The sequence below is a fragment of the Staphylospora marina genome (genome assembly GCF_003856495.1).
GTDB lineage: Bacteria > Bacillota > Bacilli > Thermoactinomycetales > Thermoactinomycetaceae > Staphylospora > Staphylospora marina.
This window is the reverse complement of sequence record NZ_CP034118.1, coordinates 1,885,654-1,900,479: the sequence shown is the minus strand read 5'-3', so window position 1 is coordinate 1,900,479 and position 14,826 is coordinate 1,885,654. Positions and strand designations below refer to the sequence as shown.

Genomic DNA, 14,826 nt, shown 5'->3' with positions numbered 1-14,826 from the left:
GTAATGGTGAGGTGTTTTGTCAAGAGGAAATTTCATGTGAGGGATGCCAAAAATGGAGCACCTGAAATGATATATTTTTATTTAGAGATTGAATGTTCGTTGAAAAAAGAAGACAGCACCATGCTCAGGAGAGGGGATCATCTTGCGGCTGGAAGACTTGACAAGGGGTTCCAGAATAAAAGGCATTTTTTCCAATCAGACCGTTACGATTGTGGATGTTCAGGATTACGGCGGTTGTGTGGAAGTGACATACAAGGATGAACAAGGAGTTCCCGGAACCACTTTGATTTACCCCGAACAAGCGGCTGCATTGGAAATCGTGAAAGCTCCATGGGGGTTTGAAGCCGACGGGGAGGACTTCCGGCTCGTCGCTGAAGCCAAGAGGATAAAGATGGCTTACCTGTTTGATCCTCATTTGGCAGTACATACATCCTTGATTGAACCGCTTCCCCATCAAATCTCCGCTGTTTATGAGATCATGCTCAAGCGTCAACCTCTCCGTTTCCTGCTCGCGGATGATCCGGGGGCCGGGAAAACGGTCATGGCCGGACTGTTGATCAAGGAACTGATGATGCGCGGTGATGTCAAACGGTGCTTGATCTGTACACCCGGCAGCTTGACCGAACAGTGGATGGATGAATTGGAGACCAAATTTCAGTTGCGATTTGAGTTGTTGACGAGACAGTCGCTTGAGCAGATCAGAAGAGGAAACCCTTTTCAGGAAAAGGATTTGCTGATCTGCCGACTGGATCAGTTGAGCAGGAACGATGAGATGTTGTCGCAATTGGAAAAATCCGACTGGGATTTGATCATTGTGGACGAAGCGCACAAAATGTCCGCATCCTTTTATGGAGGGGAAGTCAACGAAACGAAGCGGTTCAGGCTCGGGAAACTCTTTTCAAGGATCACCCGCCATTTCCTGCTGATGACCGCAACGCCTCACAACGGAAAAGAGGAGGATTTTCAGCTTTTCCTTTCCCTGCTGGATCAGGACCGGTTTGAAGGCAAATTTCGCACCGGGGTACACAAGGTCGAAATCGATGACATCATGCGTCGACTGACCAAGGAACAATTGCTCAAATTCGACGGGACCAGGTTGTTTCCCGAGCGCCACGCTTATACGGTCACGTATCCACTGTCCAAAGAAGAGAAAGAGCTGTACGACGCTGTCACCAGTTATGTCAATGAACAGTGGAACCGGATCGACCAATTGGGCGAGAAAGAACAAAAGCGTCGGACCGTGGGGTTTGCGCTCACCATTTTGCAACGCCGACTCGCTTCCTCTCCGGAAGCCATTTATCAGTCACTCTATCGGCGTCGTTGTCGATTGGAAGAGTTTCTGAAAGAAGAGAAAAAGCGACTGAAGAAAAATGGAAAACTGAAGCATCTGAGGCTCAAATATGAGGATCAGCTGGAGGATCTGTACGAGCTGGCGGAGGCCGAGCAGGCGGAAGACGAAATTGCTTACCAAGCGACCTTGGCTCGAACCATTTCGGAGTTGGAGACGGAGATTGAAGTTCTGAAGAATCTGGAGAAACAGGCGCGACGGCTTCGACAGAGCGGGAAGGACCGTAAATGGGAAGAGTTGTCCATGCTGCTTCAGAGTGACAAGAGCGTGGAAAACTCTCACCTGTTACTGGATGAACAAGGAAACCGCCGCAAACTGGTGATCTTCACCGAACATCGCGACACACTGAACTATTTGGTTGAAAAAATCCGGACTCTGTTGGGTCGTCCTGAAGCCGTGGTGATGATCCATGGCAGCATGGACAGGGACAGCCGCAAACAGGCCCAGGAAGCGTTCAACCATGATAAAAACGTCCTGGTCCTCGTCGCTACGGATGCCGCCGGTGAAGGGATCAACCTTCATCGTGCCGCTCATTTGATGGTCAACTATGACTTGCCGTGGAATCCCAACAGATTGGAGCAACGATTTGGACGGATTCACCGAATCGGCCAGACGCGTGTCTGCCATCTCTGGAATCTGGTGTCGGTCGAGACCCGGGAAGGTGAAGTTTTCGCCATATTGCTCAAAAAGCTTGAAACAGTAAGGGAAGCACTGAATGACAAGGTTTTCGACATCCTCGGAAAAGTGTTTGACGGAAACAGTCTCCGTGACCTGTTGATTCAGGCCATCCGTTACGGGGACCGTCCGGACATCAAGGCCCGACTGCTCCGAAAAGTCAATGAGAAATTGGAGCATGACCATTTGATCAAGTTGATCAGTGAGAAAGCCTTGATTCAGGGACTTTTTGACAGGATCAAAGTGCAGGAAATCCGTCGGGAGATGGAACGGGCCAGCGCCCGTCGCTTGCAACCGCACTTCATTGCCTCGTTTTTTGTTCAGGCGTTTCGTCGTCTGGGAGGAACGATCCGTGAACGGGAACCCAGAAGGTATGAGATCGTCTCCATTCCACAGCCCGTCAGGCAACGCGCGCGGGACATCGACCGATCGGGTTTGCCTGCACGGTATCTCCGCATTTGCTTCGACAAAACATTGACTCACCTGGACGGAAAGCCGCATGCAGAATTTGTTTGCCCGGGTCATCCGCTTCTCGACGCAGTCGTGGAACTGATTCTGGAGAAATATGGTCACTTGATGAAGCAGGGAACCGTCCTCGTGGATGAACGGGATGATCGGGATGATCGGGAAGAACCTCGTCTGATGATGTTTTGTGAACAGGAGATCCATGACGGGATCCGGGATAAGTCGGGACAACGGGTGGTTTCCAGACGAATGCATTTTGTGGAAATGGTGCCGGATGGACAGATTTCTCCGGCGGGATACGCACCCTACCTGGATTACAGACCTTTGTCTGATGAAGAAAAGGGTTATTTACCCTCCATCTTGGATTCAATACAATGGGAACGGACAGAGATGGAACACCGGGCAAGACAATACATGATCCGTCATTTGGTCCCGGAACATCTGAAGGAAGTGGAGCTTTTTCGGAAGGCTCAAGTGGCCAAAATCCGCAAAGAAGTGAGAGCCCGGCTCGAGACGGAAATCCGCTATTGGGACAAACGGGCGGCAGAACTCCGGGCGGCGGAAAAACGAGGCAAAAAGAATGCCAAATTGAATTCGCAAAATGCCCAGCGGCGTGCGGATGATCTTCAGGTACGGCTTGAACAGCGGATGATCGAGCTTGATTTGGAAGAGAAATTGCAGCCCAAACCCCCGAACATGATCGGAACGGCTTTGATCATTCCGGGAGGGATGCTCCGCAAACTCAAAGGTGAGAACCAAAAAGAGCCCGGGCTCTTTGGCCGTGACCGGAAAATGGTCGAACGCATTGCCATGGAAACCATCATGGAGATTGAGCGGCAGAAGGGATTTCAACCGGTGGATGTCTCTGTGCAAAAGTTGGGTTACGACATCGAGTCTTGGGATCCGGAAACAGGGAAAGTCCGATTCCTGGAAGTGAAAGGCAGAGTGGCCGGGGCGACCACGGTCACGGTCACACGAAATGAAATTCTCACGGCGGTCAACCGTCCGGATGCTTATTGGCTGGCCGTCGTGGAAGTGGAAGAATCAAAACCGAAACGAGTGGTGTATATCCGACAGCCATTCACCCGCGAACCGGATTTTGCCGCAACCAGTGTAAACTATGATCTCCGAGATCTGATGAGCAGAGGAGAGGACGAAACATGGCGACTCGGAAGAAATTGATTGAAGTATCGATACCTTTGGATGTCATCAGTGCCGAATCGGCACGGGAAAAGTCAATCAGGCATGGGCATCCGTCCACTCTACATTTGTGGTGGGCGCGTCGCCCATTGGCAGCCGCCAGAGCGGTCCTGTTTGCGAGCTTGGTGGATGATCCATCCAATGATTTGCCAGAAGAAGAAGCCAACAAGGAACGGGACAGATTGTTAAAGTTGCTCGAAAGGCTGATCAAATGGGAAAGCTCCAACGACGAACAAGTGCTGAATGAGGCTAGGTTGGAAATTGCCAAAAGCATCGCCAAAAACAAGAATCTAGATCTTCCACAAAATCCGGTCACGGAAGATCTGATTCGATTTTTGTCGGAACATGCTCCACCGATATTGGATCCGTTCGCCGGTGGTGGGACGATTCCGCTCGAAGCGCATCGTTTGGGCCTTCGGGCATTTGCCGGTGACTTGAATCCGGTCGCTGTGACTATTAACAAGGCGTTGATAGAAATTCCTCCTCGGTTTGCCGGGTTCTCGCCTGTCAACCCGAAAGATCGAGGATTGGTGAATGAATGCGTATGGAAATACGCTTACGGTCTGGCTAGGGATATTGAGTATTATGGCAATTGGATGAAAAGGGAAGCAGAAAAACGAATCGGCCATCTTTACCCGAAAGTGAAATTGCCAAAAGAGATGGGAAGCAAAGAGACGACGGTTATTGCGTGGTTGTGGACTCGAACTGTAACTTGTCCCAACCCGGCATGTGGTGCAGAGATGCCTCTGATCAGGTCTTTTTGGCTTTCCAAAAAGAAAAACAAGGAAGCTTGGGTGGAGCCCATTGTTGATCAATCCGGTGAACAACCGAAGGTTCGGTTCGAGGTCAGATACGGAAAAGGATCAGTTCCAGACGGTACGGTGGACCGCAGAGGGGCGAAATGCATTTGCTGCCAGACGCCGGTTCCGTTAACTTACATCCGTTCCGAGGGACAAGCTGGACGAATGGGTCAACGGTTGATGGCCATTGTGGCGGAAGGGAAAAACGGACGTATTTATTTGTCCCCGGATGAAACACATGAACAAGTAGCGGCAAATGCATGTCCAGTATGGGCTCCTGAAACAGATCTTCCGGAGAAAGCATTGGGATTCAGAGTACAGCAATATGGGATGGTTCAACATAAAGATCTGTTCACTTCTAGACAATTGACCGCATTAAGTACGATTGGAATGTTAATAGAAGAAGTACGTGAAATGATTCAAATCCATGCAAAACATGCCGGTTTGGCTGACGATGGTGTTCCTTTGAGGGACGGTGGCAGTGGTGCTCTCGCTTATGCTGAAGCGGTAATGGTTTATTTGGCTTTGGCTGCAGATCGTTGCGCTGATTATTGGTCTACAATCAGTTCATGGGTTACTGACAGGGAAACAATTGGGCATACATTCACACGACAAGCAATCCCTATGGTTTGGGATTTTGCAGAAGCCAATGTTTTCAGCCAATCCAGTGGTAATTGGCAAGGGGCAGTAGAATGGGTTATCAGAGTCGTAGAACGTTTGGGGTTTTCGACTCCTGGTGTCGCAGATCAACGAGATGCTGCCAGTGGAATTATCGATGTTCATTCGCTCGTAATTTCCACGGACCCACCCTATTACGACAATATTGGATATGCTGACCTTTCAGATTTCTTTTACGTTTGGTTAAGACGTAATATAAGGTCAATCTATCCAGAACTTTTTTCAACCATGCTTGTACCCAAAATGGAAGAATTGGTTGCCACTCCTCATCGTTTTGAAGGAAACAAAGAAGCAGCAAAACAACATTTTGAAAAGGGATTACAACAAGCGTTTGAACAACTGATTTCAAAAACTGACTCAGAGTATCCTTTGACAGTCTATTATGCATTCAAGCAACAAGAGGACGATCAAGACAAAAACGGCGTTTCTACTGCTTCTACCGGATGGGAAACGATGCTCACCGGCTTGTTGCATGCGGGATACCAAATCACCGGAACTTGGCCGATTCGTACAGAAAGAAGCACAAGGAGCGTAGCTATCGGCACCAACGCTTTGGCATCCTCCATCGTTTTGGTCTGCCGCCCGCGCCCTTTAAACGCTCCGCTTACCACCCGACGGGAGTTTATGAACGCACTTCGAAAGGAACTTCCGGAAGCATTGAAGCTGCTTCAGGAAGCCAACATCGCACCGGTGGACATGGCCCAGTCCATGATCGGTCCCGGCATGGCGGTGTTCTCGCGGTATGCACAGGTGTTGGAATCGGATGGAACACCGATGAGCGTGCGGACGGCTCTCGCCCTGATCAACCAGGTGCTGGAGGAGCTGCTTTCCGCAGACGAAGGGGAATACGATCTCGACACCCGCTGGGCACTGTCCTGGTTTGAACAGTTCGGGATGAAAGAAGCGCTGTTCGGTGAGGCGGAGCTTCTGAGCAAGGCCAAAAACACCAGCGTGAGCGGGCTGGTGGAAGCGGGGATTATCGAGGCACGGGCCGGAAAAGTCCGCCTCCTGACACGGGAAGAGTATCCGGAACAGTGGGACCCGACGGAAGACAACCGTTTCACGCTGTGGGAAGCGACCCAATACATCATCCGGGCATTTGAGCGGGAAGGGGAGTTGGGTGCAGCCCGCCTGATCAAGCGGTTGGGTGACAGGGCCAATCACGTTCGGGACTTGGCCTACCGTTTGTACAGTATTTGCGAGAAGAAAGGCTGGGCCCAAGAAGCGATTCCGTACAACATGCTCGCCGCATCTTGGTCGCGTCTGAAACAGGTGGCGTCCGGCATGAAAGAATACGAGATGGGACGCTTGGTATGAACAGAGACATCTCGGAGGTGGAGACTCATGGGAATGAGCAATCGGGAGCGTGTCGGTAAAGGCCTGGATATCCTGAAAGAGGGATTGGCTCCATTCATCAGACGCGAACTGAAACTTCACTACAAGGGCGGCTGGTTTGTTGAGGGAGTGGAGCCCTACCTCAAGGGAACGATCGGGATTGATGCCGTTCGCCATGAAGGGCCGGATGAGGAGAAATTTGAAAAGCTGGATGTCCAGGCACTTTTTACGGTGATGTGGGACAATTGGTATCACGTGTTCAAAAACCGTCTCGGTCATACCGGAAGGAGCTATGTGAGCGAACTGCGGGAATTCCGCAACCAGTGGGCACACCAACGGGCATTCAGCTTGCGTGACACACAGCGGGCATTGGATACCATGCACCGTTTGCTGCAGGCCGTCGGCAGCCAGGCGGAAGTGGACGAATTGGAAAAGATGATTCGTGAGCTCACACTGGCCCAGTTGGAAGAAGAGCAGCGCAAATCGCGAAACGTGGAACTTACCAAGGTGGCAACTCTCTCCCATTTGAAGCCGTGGCGGGAAGTGGCCATGCCACACCAAGATGTGGCTCAGGGACGTTTTCAGGAAGCGGAGTTTGCCGCGGACCTGTCACAGGTGATTCGCCGGGAGGCCGCTCCGGAATACCAGGACCCGATGGAATTTTTCAGACGTACGTATCTCACTTCGGGTTTGAGTGATCTCCTGAAGCTGGCTGTTGCCCGTTTGACCGGAAAAGGCGGTGCCCCGGTGGTCCAGCTGCAAACCTCGTTCGGTGGCGGGAAAACCCATACCATGCTGGCGCTGTATCACCTGTTCAGCGGCCAGATCCATTTGGATGAACTGGCCGAGTTGAAACGGGTGGTCGCGGAAGTGGATGATGAACTTCCGATTGCCAATCGGGCCGTCATTGTCGGTACGCAGATTTCTCCGTTTGATGTCCGCAAATATCCGGATGGGGTGGTCACTCGGACGCTGTGGGGGGAAATGGCGTATCAGCTGGGAGGCAAGGAAGGGTATGAAATGGTCCGGGAGGAGGATGAAAAGGGAATCTCCCCCGGGTCGGACAAGATCAAGGACCTGTTTGACCGGTTTGGTCCGGTGCTGGTCCTGATCGATGAGTGGGTGGCTTTTGCCCGCAACCTGTACGGCGTGGATGATCTCCCCTGCGGAACGTTTGATGCCAATCTTACCTTCGTCCAAGCATTGACCGAGGGTGCCAAACGCGTGAAAGACGCGTTGGTGGTGGCCAGTATTCCGGAATCCGACATTGAGGTGGGCGGTGAAGGCGGTCGGGCGGCTCTGGAACGGCTCCAGCATACGTTCGGTCGGCTGGAGACAATCTGGAAACCGGCCAGCAAGGAAGAGAGCATGGAGATCGTACGCCGCCGGTTGTTTGCCCAAGTGGATGAATCGGCACGGGATGCGGTCATTCGGGAATTCATGGCCATGTACTACCAACACAAGGCGGATTTCCCGCAGGAGACGCAGAGCCGTGATTATGAATATCGGATGCGTATCGCATATCCAATCCATCCGGAATTGTTCAACCGGCTCTATGAAGATTGGTCCACGCTGGAGCGCTTCCAGAGAACACGGGGCGTGCTTCGTCTGATGGCCATCATAATCCACCGATTGTGGGAGTCGGGGGACCGTTCGCTTCTGATCATGCCTGGGACCATTCCTTTGGACAGCTCACGTGTAAGCTCCGAGATGACGCGCTATCTCCCGAACAATAATTGGGATGCGGTCATTGACGGGGAAGTGGACGGTCAACATTCCCGACCGTTGAAAATGGACAATGAAAATCCCCATCTGGGGCGGTGCTCGGCGGCGCGGCGTGTGGCTCGCACCATCTTCGTGGGAAGTGCCCCGAAAAATACCGACAAAGGGAATCGTGGCATCGAAGAGGTACGAATCAAGCTGGGTTGTGTCCAGCCGGGCGAACAAACGGTTGTGTTCGGAGATGCACTTCGCCGGCTTCTGGAGGAGCTCAACTACATCTATTCGGACAACCGGCGCTATTGGTTTGACACTCATCCCAGCGTCAACCGGATTGCATCCGAGCGGGCGGAAAAATACCTGAAAGAAAAAGATTTGAAGGAAAAAGTGGACGCAGAAATCATCCGCCGGTTGCGTTCGATCCGGAGCAAAGGGGAATTCATCGGGGTTCATTACGCTCCGCAAATCTCCTCGGACGTTTCAGATGAGGCGTTTGTAAGGTTGGTCCTGCTCGGACCCGGATACACCCACCGGAAAGACAACAAGGAAAGTCGGGCGATCCAGTTTGCGGGGGAAATTCTGGAGTCCCGGGGAAAGAGTGCACGGATTCACCGGAACATGCTGGCTTTTGTGGCACCGGACGCCGGTAAGGAAGCGGATCTGATTCATGCCGTCAGTTATTATCTGGCGTGGAAATCCATCAAGGATGACAGCGATTCCCTGAATCTGGACGCATTTCAGTCCAAGCAGGTCAAAAACAGCATCGAACACTTCAACACCGTGGTGGATGCACGCATCCATGAAACGTATGACTGGCTTTTGCTCCCCAAACAACAGGGAACGGGAGAGGTCACCTGGCAGGAATACCGTTTGTCCACCGTCACCGGAGAGGATATGATTGTCAAGGCCGGTCGGAAAATGGTCAATGAACAGGAGCTCATCACCAAGTGGAATCCCGCTCTTCTGAGCATGGAACTGGGTCGTTGGATCTGGCGTGATCAGCTCCATGTCCCGATGAAGCAGATTTGGGGATATTTCACCCAATATTTGTACCTGCCCAGGCTGAAAAATCAAGATGTTTTCATTCATGCGGTGGAAGAAGGGCTTGCCAGCAAGGACTTTTTCGGATACGCCCATGGAGTGGATGAAAACGGGGTCTACATCGGATTCAAGTTTGGGGAAATGTACGCCAAGGTGAATCTGGACAACAGCAGTGTGCTCATCAAGCCGGATGTCGCCCGTCTGTTTTGGGCGCAGCAAAAGGAAAAAGAAGGAACAGGTCACAATCCGCCCGATTTACCTGGTGGTGGCACTGTTACCGACGGAGGAGACGGAACCGATCCGAAACCACCGGTGATCGATCCGGAGCCGGGGCAGGCACTTCCAAAGCGGGTGATCATCACTTCCAATCTGGATTCCAATCGCTATGTCAAGGAGATCAGCTTGTTCTTTGAAGAGGTGCTGGATCATTTGAAAAAGCTTCCCGGGGCCCGATTGGAAGTTCGTTTGGATGCCGAAGTGTCCGTACCGGAAGGCGTGCCCGAAAACGTACAACGGACCGTGAGGGAGAACGGGCGCAATCTGAAGATGAACGTGGAGTTTTATGAGGAGTGATCATGAGAATGAAATGCAGTAGTCCAGTTCAGGGCTGCTGCTTTTTTTTAGAGATGACAACAGTTTTCATTTTTCTTCTATTTTCACAAAATTTCTGGGATCGGGGCCACAACATAAACTCGATTTCCAGTCTGCATCGCCCGCACCTGGCCCCGGCCTCCCGAGTGTCGGTTTCGTGGGAAATGAAAAAGTTTTGAGGGGAGAGGAACGGGGAGGGTAAACCGTGAAAAAAGATGGAATTGTCCGCATTGACGGATATGAACTGGTTTACCGGATGGAAGGGGAAGGGCTCCCTGTGATGCTGATCGGGAGTTCCTTGTACTTTCCGAGGTTGTTTTCACCGGAGCTGCGGAAGGCGTGCAAGTGGGTGTTCATTGATCACCGGGGGTTTGTTCCGCCGCCCCGGGAGGGGGAACCCCTCGACGGGGTGTTGGATCGGATCTTGGAAGACACGGAGATCATTCGGAAAGAGCTCGGCCTGGAGGATGTGGTGATCGCCGGGCATTCGGGGAATGCGTTTTTGGCGCTGGAGTATGCCATCCGCCATCCCGGATCCGTTCGCAAGGTGGCGCTCATGAACACGGCACCGACGAACAGCGCAGAGCGGCAGGAGCAAAGCATGGCTCATTTCCAGGAAGTGGCCGAACCGGATCGCAAGAAGAAGCTGGAGCAAGACCTGGCTCTTCTTCCCGGGGATTTGGAGCGGGAACCCGAGCGGCGGTTTGCCCACATGTGCATCCGCATGGGAGCGCTTGGCTTTTATGACTGGACGTTCGACGCTGCTCCGCTGTGGGACGGAGTGGTGACCCACATGCCGGTCATCGACCATTTGTGGGGAGACGTGTTTGGCCGCATGAACCTGATCGAATCCCTTACTCGCTGCGACAAGCCGGTGTGGCTGGCACTGGGACGGCACGATCATCTGGTCGGTCCTTGTTCGCTGTGGGACTCGGTGGAAGAGAAGCATCGCCACGTCACGAAAGTGATCTTCGAACAAAGCGGGCATAATCCGATGCTGGAGGAGCCCGGTCTGTTTGACGAACGCTTCCTGGCATGGCTTCGTGAGTGAAGATCTGCATTCGTGTGTCAGGGTGCTCCGGCTCATGGAACAATCATCGGGGATCATGGAAACTGAAGGAGAAAGCATGTCCGCTTTGGAAGGAATTGAAGAGGCAGGTGGAAGAAAGATTTCTGCCTGCATTCCCAATGTGAAAATCCTGTAATGGAGGAGTATTCGCATGAGCGTTTACCAGTTTGTCGCGACACGGATCAACGGACAGGAGCAGCCGCTCTCCGATTACAAGGGACAGGTGCTCCTGATCGTGAATACGGCCAGCAAGTGCGGTTTGACCCCGCAGTACCAGGAGCTTCAACAGCTGTATGATCGCTACAAGGACCGGGGATTTCAAGTGCTCGGCTTCCCCTGCAACCAGTTTGGCGGTCAGGAGCCGGGAAGCGAGGAGGAGATTCAGGAATTCTGCCAGATCAACTACGGGGTCACGTTCCCCATGTTTGCCAAGATCCACGTGAACGGCCCGAACACCCATCCCTTGTTTCAGTACCTGAAAGACAACACGTCTGCCATGCTGTTCAAGGACATCAAGTGGAACTTCACCAAATTTCTCGTGAATCGTCGGGGGGAAGTGGTCAAAAGGTATGCACCGACCACATCACCAGCCAGCATCGCGGCCGACATTGAGCGGCTGCTCGAAGAACCGATGGAATCGGCCTGACAGACTGGATCCGCCAATCCCCATTTTCCGAACATCGAATGCCTGTCGGAAAAAAGTTTGCCGGAGTCCCATCCCCGGTTGCCGATTGCAAGAACGGCGCCGGGGAACGACTCCGGTATTTTTTTGACGTTTTTTCGTCATCCACCTCAAATGACTCTTTCCGGTCATCCCATTTTTTGTCATGCGTTTTATACTCGCAGAAAAGAGGATCGGGAAAGGGGAAAAGCGCATGGAGGAACGTGTGGCCAACATGCGGAGCACGGGACAAACGGAACATCGTCGGGAAGGCAGGCATTGGTACGCAGTGGTATGGCGTTGGCATTTTTATGCGGGTCTCCTCTTTGCTCCCGTCATCTTCCTGCTGGCTGTCACCGGGGCCGTGTACCTGTTCAAACCGCAGCTGGAGGAATGGTTGTACCGGGATTGGATGTACGTCAGCCCGGGGGAGCGAAAGTTGGCCCCCACGGATTTGCTCGAAAGGGTGAAACAAGCGAATCCGGATGCGATGATCACCGCCTTCACACCGTCTTTTGCACCGGACCGGGCGGCGGAAGTGATGCTGAAAAAGGACGGGATGGCGTTCACGGTGTTTGTCGATCCGTACAACGGAAAGATCCAGGGGGTGCGAAACGAATCTGACCGCCTGATGAACCGGGTGAAGGTCCTGCATGGCGAACTCATGGCCGGCACGGCGGGGGACCGGATCGTGGAGCTGGCGGCGTGCTGGACCTTGATCCTTGTCGCGACGGGGCTGTATCTGTGGTGGCCGCGGGAGAAACGGCGGGCTGTGTTCGGGACGTTTTTGCCGCGCTTTGCCGCAAAAAGACGGGTGCTGTGGCGGGACCTGCATGCTGTTTCGGCGTTTTGGCTGTCCGCTGGCATCGTGGCACTGGTGTTGACGGGACTTCCCTGGTCCGGTTTCACGGGAGAGTGGATTTCCCGATTCGCCGCGGAGACCGGAACGGGATATCCCAGGTATTTGTGGGACGGCAAACCGGAATCCACCGTCCCGACCAAAGAAGTGGCGGATGTCCCCTGGGCGGCCGAGACGCTGCCGGTTCCTTTTTCCGCGAGCGGAAATCGCCCGATTTCCTTGGAACGGGTCATGCACATTGCCGAAGCCAATCGGGTGAAACCGGGATACGTGATTCATCTTCCGGAGGGGAAGAAGGGGGTTTACACCGTGTCGCTGCGGGCAAACCGTCCGGAAGATGAGGCCACGCTTCACCTCGACCAGTACAGCGGAAATGTGCTGGCCGATCTCCGATTCAGTGATTACGGACCGTTGGCCAAGGCGATTTCCGTCGGGATCGCGCTGCATGAAGGACGGTACTTTGGCTTGTGGAACCAGCTGCTGGGTTTGCTGATCTGCCTGGGGCTGGTCTTCCTCGTCGTGAGCGGCTGGGTCATGTGGTGGAAACGGAGACCGGCAGGCAAGCTGGGGGTTCCGCCGAAACCGGAGAGCAGCTCCCGGATAAAAGGAGCCGCCGGATGGTTGGTGATCATGGGGCTGGTGTTCCCGCTGGTCGGAGTTTCCTTGCTGCTTGCGATGGCGGTGGACCGGTGGGTGGTGACGCGGGTGCCGCTGCTGGCCAAGTGGTTGGGATGACATCATTTTCGAACATCCGCCGGGATGACTGGCATCATCCGGGAAATTGTGACAATGCGGCGATGCACGCTTCACGGATCTCCCACACTTTTCTCCAGTCCTTGACGGGCACGGCCGAGGTTGTTACCCAGTGCTTCAACCAGTCTTGATGAAACCGGATTTTTTCCTCGCCGATCTCGTTGGGAGCAATCTCTTTTTCCGCCAGGAATGACAGGGGGATTTTGTCCTTTTGTCCGGTTTGACGGGTGAAATCCAAATACTGCTCATTCAGCCGCAGATAACAATGTGCTTCCGGGATTGCCGTCAGGCCGTGTTGTGTCAACACGTTGCCGACGCCGGGAGTGTTGGCTTCGTTCATCAAGTAAATGCCTATCATCAATCGTACGGGAATCTTGTTTTCCTCCGCCAGCATCGCGAGCAGCGCATGCTTGGTACTGCACGTCCCTTTTCCTTCGCGCAAGACCGACCGCGCATCCGCACGGTTTGTATTCCGCCCGTATGGCAACGCCTGCACGTAACGGGCAGCTTCCCGAAAGGTCCGCACACCCATGGATTGAAACGCCCGGGATATGTCGCCTGCAGGTTGAAGACAAGCATCCAACCATTGTTCAACGCTTTTCATTTCCTCACTCTCCGATCTTGAAGATATACCGGAATTCGCCAAGGAACAGAGACGGAAAAACCCGCTGACAGAATCTTTCTTTCTGTAGCGGGTTTTTTCATTCTTTCCGATGTACGGGCAAACGTTGGCGGGCAACTTGACGGTGTTCCATTCCCGGGTCCGGCTTCACAGGTCCAGTTTGTCACGGGTATAGGCAATGGATACATAGCCCCGGGTGCCGGGCTCGCCGCCTTCGCGGTAGACGAGGACGTTTTCGGCGAGTGGGGTGGGGAAGGGCCGGCTACCAGCCACGTCGATGTTTCTCGCACATTGGAGCATCCGGTCGATGAAGCCGCGGCGCAGGATGCCGGCCAGGTGGGAGACGATGATTTTCTCGAAGTCCCATTCGCGGAGACGCTCCAGACTTTGCACGAACGTCCCGATGGTGGTGCTCTCCGGAAGGAACATCCAGGTGACGGGAGCGACCAGATCGCCGGTGAGCAAGGTACGGGTCTGTTCATCCAGCAGGCAGATGCATCCATGCGTGTGACCGGGGGTGTGGATCACCCGCAGCGACCGGCCACCCAGCTCGAACGACTGTCCGTCTTCCACGGGCAGCCATTCACCGGCCGTTCTGGATGTGTATGTGTCCACCGAGAAGTTCTCGGGGAGTTTCTTTGGATCGGAAAACTTCATGCGGATGATCCATTCTCTCTTTTCCCGGGACACATGCCGTTCGGCGAGTTCTTTGTCTGCAGGGTGGATGTACGCCGACGCAAATTGCCAGTTGCCTCCGACATGATCGATGTGCCCGTGGGAATTGACGAGAACTACCGGCAGGTCGGTGATGGACCGGACCGCGCCCAGGAGGTCACCGAGACCGTGACCGGTGTCAAAGAGCAGGGCTTTTTCCTGACCCAGGACGAGCGTGCAGCCCACTCCGGAAGGTTCGAAGAGATGGAAGATCCCGTCTTCCAGCCGAAGCACAGTATGATACTTGGACATGGCCAGTTCTCCTTCTGCGTCGTAGTGCCATCCGGGGAACATTC

At 53.6% G+C, this 14,826-nt stretch carries 8 protein-coding genes; 6 read left to right on the top strand and 2 right to left on the bottom strand.

Going from position 1 to position 14,826, the window contains the following annotated elements:
- Nucleotides 1–142: 142 nt before the first annotated feature.
- The 6 genes from EG886_RS09460 (at nucleotide 143) to EG886_RS09435 (ending at nucleotide 13,176) form a co-directional block, all read left to right on the top strand.
- A complete protein-coding gene (locus EG886_RS09460; protein ID WP_206425312.1) occupies nucleotides 143–3,670 on the top strand; it encodes a helicase-related protein in 3,528 nt (1,175 codons plus the stop codon).
- Nucleotides 3,649–6,483 (top strand): DUF1156 domain-containing protein, encoded by a 2,835-nt coding sequence (locus EG886_RS09455; RefSeq protein WP_124727908.1) that lies wholly within the window; start codon nucleotides 3,649–3,651, stop codon nucleotides 6,481–6,483. Before EG886_RS09460 ends, EG886_RS09455 begins: the two co-directional genes overlap by 22 nt.
- Before the next feature lie 27 nt (nucleotides 6,484–6,510).
- Complete coding sequence (locus EG886_RS09450) at nucleotides 6,511–9,834, top strand: DUF499 family protein (protein WP_124727907.1); 3,324 nt, start codon at nucleotides 6,511–6,513, stop codon at nucleotides 9,832–9,834.
- A 223-nt stretch (nucleotides 9,835–10,057) separates the two neighbouring features.
- Nucleotides 10,058–10,903: an alpha/beta fold hydrolase gene (locus tag EG886_RS09445; RefSeq protein WP_124727906.1), complete on the top strand. Its 846-nt coding sequence runs from the start codon at nucleotides 10,058–10,060 to the stop codon at nucleotides 10,901–10,903.
- A 169-nt stretch (nucleotides 10,904–11,072) separates the two neighbouring features.
- On the top strand, nucleotides 11,073–11,567 hold the full coding sequence (locus tag EG886_RS09440) for a glutathione peroxidase (RefSeq protein ID WP_124727905.1): 495 nt from the start codon (nucleotides 11,073–11,075) through the stop codon (nucleotides 11,565–11,567).
- A 229-nt stretch (nucleotides 11,568–11,796) separates the two neighbouring features.
- Nucleotides 11,797–13,176: a PepSY-associated TM helix domain-containing protein gene (locus EG886_RS09435; protein WP_241154300.1), complete on the top strand. Its 1,380-nt coding sequence runs from the start codon at nucleotides 11,797–11,799 to the stop codon at nucleotides 13,174–13,176.
- Between the two features lie 34 nt (nucleotides 13,177–13,210).
- Here EG886_RS09435 and EG886_RS09430 read toward each other — a convergent pair whose 3' ends face one another.
- Both EG886_RS09430 and EG886_RS09425 read right to left on the bottom strand, forming a co-directional pair.
- Nucleotides 13,211–13,798 carry a transglutaminase domain-containing protein gene (locus tag EG886_RS09430; RefSeq protein ID WP_124727904.1) on the bottom strand — a complete coding sequence of 196 codons (588 nt, stop codon included), beginning with the start codon at nucleotides 13,796–13,798 and terminating at the stop codon, nucleotides 13,211–13,213.
- Nucleotides 13,799–13,963: 165 nt separating this feature from the next.
- Entirely contained in the window at nucleotides 13,964–14,782 is an 819-nt protein-coding gene (locus tag EG886_RS09425) for an MBL fold metallo-hydrolase (protein WP_124727903.1), read from the bottom strand.
- Nucleotides 14,783–14,826: the final 44 nt, after the last annotated feature.